Source organism: Pseudokineococcus marinus (genome assembly GCF_013004605.1).
GTDB classification, from domain to species: domain Bacteria; phylum Actinomycetota; class Actinomycetes; order Actinomycetales; family Quadrisphaeraceae; genus Pseudokineococcus; species Pseudokineococcus marinus.
Genome location: NZ_JABEMA010000102.1, coordinates 1 through 10,421, shown reverse-complemented (window position 1 = coordinate 10,421; position 10,421 = coordinate 1). Strand labels below are relative to the sequence as shown.

The 10,421-nt window shown below is 77.4% G+C and carries 9 protein-coding genes; 5 read left to right on the top strand and 4 right to left on the bottom strand.

All coding sequences use genetic code 11. The features are described from left to right. Nucleotides 1-153: 153 nt before the first annotated feature. Nucleotides 154-618, bottom strand: a complete 465-nt coding sequence (locus HLB09_RS08560) for an NUDIX hydrolase (protein WP_171202972.1) — start codon at nt 616-618, stop codon at nt 154-156. Nucleotides 619-674: 56 nt separating this feature from the next. On the opposite strand from HLB09_RS08560, the gene HLB09_RS08555 reads away from it, so the two are divergent. The 4 genes from HLB09_RS08555 (at nt 675) to HLB09_RS08540 (ending at nt 5,534) form a co-directional block, all read left to right on the top strand. After that, entirely contained in the window at nt 675-1,238 is a 564-nt protein-coding gene (locus HLB09_RS08555) for an NUDIX hydrolase (RefSeq protein WP_171202971.1), read from the top strand. Between the two features lie 8 nt (nt 1,239-1,246). Next, nucleotides 1,247-2,107, top strand: coding sequence for a nucleotidyltransferase family protein (locus HLB09_RS08550; RefSeq protein WP_171202970.1), 861 nt, complete (start codon nt 1,247-1,249; stop codon nt 2,105-2,107). A 74-nt stretch (nt 2,108-2,181) separates the two neighbouring features. After that, a complete protein-coding gene (pta, locus tag HLB09_RS08545) occupies nt 2,182-4,335 on the top strand; it encodes a phosphate acetyltransferase (protein WP_171202969.1) in 2,154 nt (717 codons plus the stop codon). After that, nucleotides 4,332-5,534 carry an acetate/propionate family kinase gene (locus HLB09_RS08540; RefSeq protein ID WP_171202968.1) on the top strand — a complete coding sequence of 401 codons (1,203 nt, stop codon included), beginning with the start codon at nt 4,332-4,334 and terminating at the stop codon, nt 5,532-5,534. The genes pta and HLB09_RS08540 overlap by 4 nt, the downstream gene beginning before the upstream one ends. Nucleotides 5,535-5,604: 70 nt before the next feature. Here HLB09_RS08540 and HLB09_RS08535 read toward each other — a convergent pair whose 3' ends face one another. The 3 genes from HLB09_RS08535 to HLB09_RS08525 form a co-directional block, all read right to left on the bottom strand. Beyond that, nucleotides 5,605-7,086 carry a carboxyl transferase domain-containing protein gene (locus HLB09_RS08535; RefSeq protein ID WP_344553924.1) on the bottom strand — a complete coding sequence of 494 codons (1,482 nt, stop codon included), beginning with the start codon at nt 7,084-7,086 and terminating at the stop codon, nt 5,605-5,607. 77 nt (nt 7,087-7,163) lie between these two features. Continuing rightward, nucleotides 7,164-8,396 (bottom strand): CaiB/BaiF CoA transferase family protein, encoded by a 1,233-nt coding sequence (locus tag HLB09_RS08530; RefSeq protein WP_171202966.1) that lies wholly within the window; start codon nt 8,394-8,396, stop codon nt 7,164-7,166. Nucleotides 8,397-8,425: 29 nt separating this feature from the next. Next, entirely contained in the window at nt 8,426-9,814 is a 1,389-nt protein-coding gene (locus HLB09_RS08525) for an SLC13 family permease (RefSeq protein WP_171202965.1), read from the bottom strand. 127 nt (nt 9,815-9,941) lie between these two features. On the opposite strand from HLB09_RS08525, the gene HLB09_RS08520 reads away from it, so the two are divergent. Beyond that, on the top strand, nt 9,942-10,421 hold a 480-nt coding region (locus tag HLB09_RS08520), incomplete at its 3' end, for a FadR/GntR family transcriptional regulator (protein WP_171202964.1).

Below are 10,421 nucleotides of genomic sequence, written 5' to 3'. Positions count from 1 at the left end.
GCTCGCGCACGCCGCCGGCCGCCGTGGCGGCGCCGGGCGGGGTGCTCCCCCGCGGTCGCAGGCCCGGCAGGGGCAGGTCGTCGAAGAGGGTGCTCATGGCGCTCCCGAGGGTACGCACCGGAGCCGACGGCGGGCCTCCCGCGACGGGGCCGCTCAGCCCGCGGCGAGCGCCAGCCGCACCACCTCGGTGACGCCGACCGCGCCGCTCGCGAGGTCGGCCAGCGGCACCCACGCGGCCGCGTCGGAGGTGCCGCCGACGTCGAGGACGACGGGCTCGCGCTCGTCGTCGGTCTCGCCGGCGAAGACGAGCGAGATGCCGTGGAAGTCCTCGAGCCGGCCGTCGGGCGCCCGGCCGGTGAAGTGCGAGGAGCCGACGTCGAGGACGTCCCCGACGACGACGTCGAGGCCCGTCTCCTCGTGCGCCTCGCGGCGCGCGCCCTCGCGCGGGTGCTCGCCGTGCTCGAGCCCGCCCCCGGGCAGCGACCACAGGCCGGGCCGCGGCGTCCCCGGCGACAGCCGCGACAGCAGGACGGCCTCCCCCCGCCGGCACAGCACGTAGGCCGCGACGCGCTGGCGGCGCACGGCCTCCTCGTCGGTCCGCCCGGCCGCCCCGTCCACGGCCGGGGACGCTACGCCAGGGGCGGGACGTCGTGCCCGGCACCTACGCTCGCCGCATGGCTCCCGAGCACGCGACGGCGTCCGCCCCCGCCCGGCTGCGGCGCCGCGCGTACCCGCTCCTGCTCGGCGCCTTCCGGCGGCTGCCCGCCCCGCTGCGCCGGGCGCTCGTGCGCGCCGGCACGCCCGGGTTCACCGTGGGCGCGGTCGTCGCGATCGAGCACGACGGCGCGGTCCTCTTCCTGCGCCAGCCGCACCGCCAGGGCCTGAGCCTGCCCGGCGGCCTGCTCGACCGCGGCGAGCGCCCGGCCGAGGGCGTCGAGCGGGAGGTCCGCGAGGAGACGGGGCTGCGCGTGCGGGTGGGTCTGCCGGTGGCCACGCAGGTCAACGCCCGCGTCCGCCGGGTCGACGTCATCTACCGCCTGCGCGTCGCGACGCGGCCGCAGGTGCGGGTCGGCGGCGAGGCCCAGGACCACCGCTGGGTCGACCTGGCCGACCTCCGGGAAGCCGACGACTCCACCCGCGAGATCGTCGACCTCCTCCGCCGCGCCGAGCAGCCGGGCTGCTACGACGGCGAGGTGCTGGCGGGCGCCGGGGAGCCCGGGCGCCCGCACCGGGGCTGAGCCCCGTCGTGGTCGACCGGGCCGGGGTCGTGCTGGCCGCCGGGGCGGGCACGCGCCTGCGGCCGCTCACCGACCTGCGGCCCAAGGCCCTGTGCCCCGTCGGCGGGCGACCGCTGCTCGAGCACGCCCTCGACCGGCTGGCCGACGCGCTGCCCGGCGCGGCGGGGCCCCCGCAGGAGCACCTCGCCGTCAACGCCCACGCCCACGCCGACCAGGTCGCGGCCTTCGTGGCGCGGGGCCACGACGGTCCGCGGGCGCACCTGGCGCTCGAGGCGCCCGAGGCGCTCGGGACGGCGGGAGCGCTGGGGGCCCTGCGCGAGTGGCTCGACGGGCGCGACGTCGTCCTCACCAACGCCGACGCCTGGCTGCCCGCGGGCCTCGACGGCCTCCTCGACGGGTGGGACGGCGAGCGCTGCCGGCTCCTCGTCGCCCCTGCCGGCCCGCCCGACGCCCCCGGCGCCGCCACGACCGGGACGGGCGGCGACCCCCTGCGCCCCGCGGGCGAGGAGGGCCCCGCCGTCCGGTACGTCGGCGCCTGCGCCCTGCCGTGGCGCCTCGTGCGCGACCTGGCGCCCCGACCGAGCGGCCTCTTCGAGGTGCTGTGGCGCGCCGAGCGGGACGCCGGGCGCCTCGAGCTGCACGCCACCGACCAGGCCGCGGTGGACTGCGGCACGCCCCGGCGCTACCTCGCCGCGAACCTCGCGGCCTCCGGCGGGCGCAGCGTCGTGGGCGCGGGCGCCCGCGTCGAGGGCGAGCTCGTCCGGTCCGTCGTCTGGGACGGCGCCGTGGTCGACGCCGGCGAGGTCCTCGTCGACTGCGTCCGCGCGGGCGGCCCCGACCACCGGCTCACCGTCGGCTCCGGCGCCTGAGGCCCCGCACCGGCACCGCGCCACCGAGCGGGCTGCGCCTGCGGCCCCGCGGCCGACCCCCTAGCGTCGGGCGGGTGGGCAGCCTCTACATCGCGTCCGTCGAGGGCGAGACGCGCAAGTCGACCGTCGCGCTCGGCGTGCTGGCCGCCCTGCGCGCCCGCCCGGGGCGCCGCGTCGGCGTCTTCCGCCCGCTCGTGCGCGCCGAGGGCGGCCGCGACGACGTCCTCGACGTCCTCCTGTCGGAGCTCGCGGACGGCGGGGAGGTCGACGACGAGACGTACGCCGCCAGCGTCGGCGTGGGCTACGAGGACGTGCGCGACGACGCGGACGCGGCGCTCGACGAGGTCGTGGCGCGCTACCGGGCGCTGGCCGCCCGCTGCGACGAGGTCATGGTGCTCGGCAGCGACTACACCGACGTCGCCGGCCCGACGGAGCTGGCGCTCAACGCGCGCCTGGCCGCCGACCTCGGCACCCCCGTGCTCCTCGTCGTCAAGGCGCTCGGCCGCAGCCCGCGGGAGGTGCGCGCCGTCGCCGACGTCGCCCGCGACGAGGTCGTCGCCCAGCACGCCCAGGTGCTCGGCGTCGTCGCCTCCCGCGCGGACCCCGACGGCCTCGCCGACGTCGTCGCCGCGCTCGAGCAGCCGGGCCGGCGCGACGGCCCGCCGCTCGTGCCCGCCTTCGCCGTCCCCGAGGACCGCCTCCTGACGTCGGTGGGCGTGCGCGAGCTCGTCGAGGCCTGCGACGGGCACCTCGTGCTGGGCCCCGACGAGGCGCTCGACGAGCGCGCCGGCGGCCTCGTCGTCGCCGCCATGTCCATGCCCCACGCGCTCGAGCACCTCGAGGAGCGGGCCGTCGTCATCGTGCCCGGGGACCGCAGCGAGGTCGTCCTCGGCCTCATGGCGGCCCACGCCTCGTCGACGTTCCCGCGCCTCGCGGGCGTCGTCCTCACCGGCGGCTTCGCGCTGCCCCCCGTCGTCACCGCGCTGCTCGAGGGCCTCCTCGAGGGCCGGGGCGCGGACCTGCCCGTCGTGAGCACCGACCTCGGCACCGTCGAGACCGCCGCACGGCTCCTCGCCGTGCGCGGACGGCTCTCGCGCGGCACCGAGCGCGCCCGCGAGCAGGTGCGCGCCGCGCGCGACCTCTTCGCCGCCCACGTCGACGGCGCGCGCCTCGTCGCGCTCGCCGACGAGGCGGTCGTCGACGTCGTGACTCCCCGGGCCTTCGCCGCCGAGCTGCTCGAGCGGGCCCGCAGCGCCCGCGTGCGTGTGGTGCTGCCCGAGGGGCTCGAGCCCCGCGTGCTCCTGGCCGCCGCCGAGCTGCTGCGGGACGGCGTCGTCGACCTCGTGCTGCTGGGCCCCGCGGACGAGGTGCGCTCCCTCGCCGAGGAGGTCGGCGCCGACGTCACGGGCGCGCGGGTCGTCGACCCGCGGACCTCCCCGGACCGCACCCGCTACGCCGCGGAGTACGCCCGGCTGCGCGCGCACAAGGGCGTCACGCCCGAGGCGGCGGAGGAGCTGCTCGCGGACGAGACGCGCTTCGGCACGCTGATGGTCCACCTCGGCGACGCCGACGGCATGGTCTCCGGCGCCGTCCACACGACGGCCGAGACGCTGCGCCCCGCCTTCGAGGTCATCAAGACGGCTCCGGGCCGCGACGTCGTCTCCAGCGTCTTCCTCATGTGCCTGCCCGACCGCGTGCTCGTCTACGGCGACTGCGCCGTCAACCCCGACCCCGACGCGGACGCCCTGGCGGACATCGCCGCCAGCAGCGCCGACACCGCCGTGGCCTTCGGCGTGGAGCCGCGCGTGGCGATGATGAGCTACTCCACGGGCGGGTCGGGCTCGGGCGCCGGCGTCGAGAAGGTGCGCCGGGCCACCGCGCTCGTGCGGGAGCGGCGCCCGGACCTCTCGGTGGAGGGACCCATCCAGTACGACGCCGCCGTCGACGTGGGCGTGGCCCGCACCAAGCTGCCCGACTCGGCGGTCGCCGGGCGGGCGACGGTCTTCGTCTTCCCCGACCTCAACACGGGCAACACGACGTACAAGGCGGTCCAGCGCAGCGCCGGCGCCGTGGCGATCGGCCCGGTGCTGCAGGGGCTGCGACGACCGGTCAACGACCTCTCCCGGGGGGCGCTCGTGCGCGACATCGTCAGCACGGTGGTCATCACGGCCGTCCAGGCGCAGGTGCAGGCCCAGCAGGAGAGGGAGCAGCAGGAGGTGGACGCGTGAGCGGCGTGGTGCTCGTCCTCAACTCGGGGTCCTCGAGCGTCAAGTACGAGCTCGTCGAGGTCGCTGACGACGCCTCGGGCCGCTCCCTGGCGTCCGGCCTGGTGGAGCGCATCGGCGCGGGCGGCGGCCGCCTGCGCCACGACGGCCCCGGCGGCCGCGTCGAGACCGGCGTCGACGTCCCCGACCACACGGCCGCCCTCGACGCGGTCGTCGGCGCCTTCGCCGAGCACGGCCCGGACCTGGCCGGCGCGGGCCTCGTCGCCGTCGGCCACCGCGTCGTCCACGGCGGGGACCGCTTCTCCGCGCCGGCCCTCGTCGACGACGACCTCGAGCGGGCCGTCGACGAGCTCTCCTCGTTGGCCCCCCTGCACAACCCGGCCAACCTCGAGGGCATCCGCGTGGCGCGCCGCGCCGTGCCGGACGTGCCGCACGTCGCGGTCTTCGACACGGCCTTCCACGCGACCGTGCCGCCCGCGGCCCACACCTACGCCCTCGACCGCGACCTGGCCCGGCGCACCGGCGTGCGCCGCTACGGCTTCCACGGCACGTCGGTCGCCTCGGTGGTCCCCCGCGCCGCCGAGCTGCTCGGTCGCCCCGCCGAGGACGTCGCCATGGTCGTCCTCCACCTCGGCAACGGGGCCTCGGCGACGGCCGTCCTCGGCGGCCGCAGCGTGGAGACGTCCATGGGCCTCACCCCGCTCGAGGGCCTCGTCATGGGCACGCGCCCCGGCGACGTGGACCCGGGCGCGCTGCTGCACCTGCTCCGCGAGGGCGGCCTGTCGGTCGACGAGCTCGACCGGACGCTCAACCGCGGCAGCGGCCTGCAGGGGCTGACGGGCGCCTCGGACGTCCGCGAGGTGGTCGAGCGCGCCGCCGGCGGGGACGCCGACGCCGACCTCGCCCTCGACGTCCTGGCGCACCGGGTCCGGCACTACCTCGGGGCGTACGCCTTCGCGATGGGCCGCCTCGACGCCGTCGTGCTCACCGCCGGCGTCGGCGAGAACAGCGCCGAGGTGCGCCGCCGGGCGCTGACGGGGCTCGAGGGCTTCGGCGTCGTCCTCGACGAGGAGCGCAACGCGACCCGTTCCGGGGACGCGCGGCGCATCTCGCCGGACTGGTCGCCGGTCACCGTCCTCGTCGTCCCCACCGCCGAGGAGCTGCAGATCGCCCGCGAGGCGCTCGCCGTCGTCGGCGCCTGAAGGCCCTCCGACGCAGAGGTGACGCCCCCTCACCCCCGAGCGCGCTCCTGAGGTGGAGGTGACGCCTCCTTCACCCCCGGGCGCGCCCCAGCCGCCGGTACCTCTCGTGCCGCGCCGCGAGGCGCTCCTCGACGGGCACGGCGGCGAGCCGGGCGATCTCGGCCTCGACGACGCGCGCCACCCGCCGGCAGAAGTCCTCGGGCTCCGCGCCGGCGTGCGGCCGCTCGGGGACGACGACGTCGACGACGCCGTCGCGCACGAGGTCGGCCGCGCGCACCCCCTGCTGCTCGGCCATCTCGGCGGCGTGGTCGACGTCGCGGTGGACGATGGCGCTCGCGCCCTCGGGCGGCAGCGGGGAGAGCCAGGCGTGCTGGGCCGCGACGACGCGGTCCGCCGGCACGAGCGCGAGCGCCCCTCCCCCGGTGCCCTGCCCGAGCAGCACGCTGACGACGGGCGCCCGGAGCGTGACGAGCTCGGCGAGGCACCGGGCGATCTCGCCGGCGAGGCCGCCCTCCTCGGCCTCCACCGACAGCGCCGCGCCGGGGGTGTCGATGACGGTGACGAGCGGCAGGTCCAGCTGGTCGGCGAGCGCCATGCCCCGGCGCGCGGCCCGCAGCGCGGCGGGACCGAGCGGCGCGTCCGGCGTCTGCCCGCGGCGGTCCTGCCCGAGGAGGACGCAGGCCGCGCCGCCGAGGCGGGCGAGCGCGAGCAGCAGCCCCGGGTCGCTCTCCCCCGCGCCCGTGCCGTGCAGTGGGACGACGTCACGGGCGCCGTAGCGCAGCAGGCGCCGGATGCCGGGGCGGTCGCCGCGTCGTGACAGCACCACCGACTCCCAGGCGGGCACGTCGGGCAGCCGCGCCACCTCGGCGGCCGGCACGGCGTCGTCCTCCTCGAGCACGGGCGCGTCGGTGGGCGCCGGGGCCTGGAGGACGCTGAGCGCCCGGTCCGCGACGTCGGCGAGCCGCTCGTGGGGGACGACGGCGTCGACGAGGCCGTGCGCGTGGAGGTTCTCGGCCGTCTGCACGCCCGCGGGGAACGGCTGGTCGTACAGCGCCTCGTAGACCCGCGGCCCGAGGAAGCCGACGAGGGCGCCGGGCTCGGCGACCGTCACGTGGGCCTGGCTGCCCCACGAGGCGAAGACGCCACCGGTCGTGGGGTGGCGCAGGTAGGCGAGGTAGGGCAGGCCGGCGGCCTTGTGCGCCGCCACGGCGGCGGAGATCTTCACCATGGTGAGGAAGGCGACCGTGCCCTCCTGCATGCGCGTGCCGCCCGACGAGGGCGCGGCGAGCAGCGGCAGGCCCTCGGCCGTGGCGCGCTCGACGGCCTCGACGAGGCGGTCGGCCGCCGCGACGCCGATGGAGCCGGCGAGGTAGCCGAACTCGCCGGCGACGACGGCGACCCGCCGCCCGCGCAGGTGCCCCTCGCCCGTGACGACGGCCTCGTCGACGCCCGAGCGCTCGGCGGCGCGGGCCCGCTCGGCGTCGTAGGCGGGGGTGCTGCGCGGGTGCGCCGGCGGCGCGTCCCACGAGCGGTAGGTGCCCTCGTCGAGCACGAGCTCGAGGAGCTCGCGCCCCCCGCGCCGCGGGGGCCGCGCGTCACCGCCCGGCCGGTCAGTGCCCCCGGTCGGGCTCACGCGCCCTGCTCGCGGTGCGCGTCGGCGTCCAGGCTCTTCCCGTCCAACCAGGCCCGGACGGCGTCGCCGTCACCGTCGAGCAGCGGCGGCGCACGATGCTCGCGCCGCGTCGTCTCCGCGCCGTCGGCGTCGAAGAAGCGCAACGGCGGGCCGGGCAGCGTGACCGTGCCCAGCGTCGCGTGCTCCACGTCGACGAGCAGCCCCTGGCTGGCGGTCTGCTCCCAGGTGTAGACCTCGTCGATCGTGCGGACCTTGCCGGCGGGGACGCCGATCTCGGCGAGCCGCGCCAGGAGGTCGGGCGCCGACCAGGACGCGAAGAGCTCCTCGACGAGCGTGACGACCTCCTCGCGGCGGGCCACCCGCTCGGGGTTCGTGGCGAAGCCCTCGAGCGCCGGGTCGAGGCCGAACCCGTCGCAGAACCGCTTCCAGAGGCCCTCGCTGCCGACGGCGATCTGCACCGAGCCGTCCGCGCAGCGGAACAGCCCGTAGGGGCTGATGGACGGGTGGTGGTTGCCCTGCGCGCGCCCCACCTCCCCCGCGACCGTCCACTTCGTGCCCTGGAAGGCGTGGACGCCGACGACCGAGGCGAGCAGCGACGTCCGCACCACCTGGCCGCGCCCGGTGCGCTCCCGCTCGAGCAGCGCGGCGAGGACCCCGTGCACGCCGGTCATGCCGGCGAGGAGGTCGGCGATCGGGGTGCCGACGCGCTGGGGGTCGTCCGGGCCGGACCCGGTGATCGACATGAGGCCGGCCTCGCCCTGGGCGATCTGGTCGTAGCCGGCGCGCCCGCCCTCGGGCCCGTCGTGGCCGAAGCCGGTGATCGAGAGGACGACCAGCCGGGGGTTGAGCTGGAGGAGGCGCTCCGTGCCGAAGCCCAGCCGGTCGAGCACGCCCGTGCGGAAGTTCTCCAGCAGCACGTCGGCCCGCTCCACGAGCGCGGTGAGGTAGCGCCGGCCGTCGTCGGACTTCAGGTCGAGCGCGACGGACTCCTTGCCGCGGTTGCACGACATGAAGTACGTCGACTGCCGGTCGCTCCCGTCACCGGGGCCGCCCTCCGGCTCGACGAAGGGCGGCCCCCAGCCGCGCGTGTCGTCGCCGCCGCCGGGGGTCTCGACCTTGACGACGCGGGCGCCGAGGTCGGCCAGCACCATGCCGGCGTGCGGCCCGGCGAGCGCGCGGGTGAGGTCGACGACGAGGGTCCCGGCGAGGGGGCCGGCGGGGTCGGGCACGGGGTCCTCCGGGAGGTGGCCGGTGGTGGTCAGGACGTCGGGACGATGAGCACGAGCCAGGTCACGAGCGGCGCGACGACGACGAGGCCCATGCCCAGGACCATGAGCGAGCGGAAGATCTTGTCGCGCATGGCCGGCTCGGAGTTCGCGACGACGAGGGCGCCGTTCGTCGAGAAGGGGCTGCAGTCGACCACCGAGCTCGAGATGGCGAGGGCGACGACGAGGCCGACCGTGCCGACCTCGCCGGCGAGCAGGAACGGCACGGACAGCGGGATGAGCGTGCCGAGGATGCCGGTCGTCGAGGCGAAGGCTGACACGACCGCGCCGATGAAGCAGATGATGAGCGCCGCCAGCAGGGGCGTGCCGAAGCCCGCCACGGAGTCGCCGAAGCGGTCGATGGTGCCCTGCTCGTCGAGCAGGTTGACGTAGGTGACGATCCCGCCGATGAGCAGGACGGTGCCCCAGCTCACCTTGTCCACCGCGCCCTTGGCCGACCCGGGGAAGACCAGGGTGAGCACCACGGCCACGGCGAGGGCGGTGAAGCCCACGTCGAGGCGGAAGACGAGCGCGAGGACGGCGAGGAGCACGAGGCCCGCGAGGGTCAGGCCCCGCTGGGCGTCGAGCTGGGGCGCCGGGGTGTCGTCGGCGCCGGCGTCGGCCTCGTCGCGGCGACCGCCGCTGGAGCGCAGCCGCTCGCCGCGCTCGACGAGCGCCTGCGGCGTGCCGGTCACCGGGGTGCGCGTCGCGGCGCCGCTCGCCGCCATGGCCGAGGAGGACAGGTCCGCCTGGACCGCCGAGCGGTCCAGGCGACCGCCGTCGAGGTCCCGGTTGCGGTAGACGACGTAGGCGATGACGCACATGACGACGGCCGTGACGAGGCTGCCGAGGAAGAGCTGCAGCGGGAAGGGCTCGAAGTCGTTGGTCCGGACGACGCCGTTGGTGATGACGCCGAAGACGCCGATGGGGCTGAAGCTCCCGGCGGTGGCGCCCTGGACGACCATGAAACCCATGAGCACCGGGTTGATCCGGTTGCGCACGGCGAACGACATGGCGACCGGCGCGATGATCGCCACGGCGGCCGGGGTGACGGCGCCGATGGCCGTGATCGCGCCCGCGACGACGAACATCGCCCACGGGATGAGGGAGACGCGGCCGCCCACGGCGCGCACCGCGGCGTGGACGAGCCAGTCGACCGTGCCGTTGTTCTTCGCCAGCGCGAAGAGGTAGGTGACGCCGACGAGGATGACGAAGAGGCTCGCCGGGAAGCCGCCGAGCACCCCGTCGGCGTCCACGCCGAAGACGGTCGTGCCGACGACGAAGGCGGCCACGAGCGCCAGGGCGCCCATGTTGATGGGCCGGATCGTGGCCACGAGGAAGACGGCGGCCAGCACGAGCAGGCCGATGAGGTCAGCGGACACGGGCAGAGCACCTCGGTTCGACGGTGAACGACGGTGGGTGGATCACGCCCTCCGGGGTGGCGCAGTGGCCTAGCCTCTTGTCCAGCGATGCTGGTGTCAACGACCGGCGCTCCCCGAGGAGGTGCTCGTGGCACCCGAGGACGGTCCCGCCCCCGGACGTCCCGGCGCGGCCCGGACCCCCGCGGCGGCGCTCTCCCGCCTGCGCCGCCCGCGGCTGTACGAGCAGCTCGCCGACCACATCACCGCCTTCATCGAGGCCCAGGGCCTCTCCCCCGGCGAGCGGCTGCCGCCCGAGCGGCTCCTCGCGGAGCAGCTGGGCGTGAGCCGCGCGACGCTGGCGCAGGCGCTCGTCGCGCTCGAGGTCCGGGGCGTCGTCGACGTCCGGCACGGCGAGGGCGCCGTCCTGCGGGAGGCGAGCGCGGCCTCCCAGCTCGACGCGGCCCTCGCCGCCCACGGCCCGGACGAGCGCGACCTGGCGGACGCGCGCGCCGCCGTCCTCGGCGCCGTGGCCGCGCTCGCCGCCGAGCGGGCCGGCCCCGACCAGCGCGCCGCACTGGCGGGGGCGCTCGAGGGGGCCGGCTCGCAGGGCGTGCGGGCGACGGCGGCG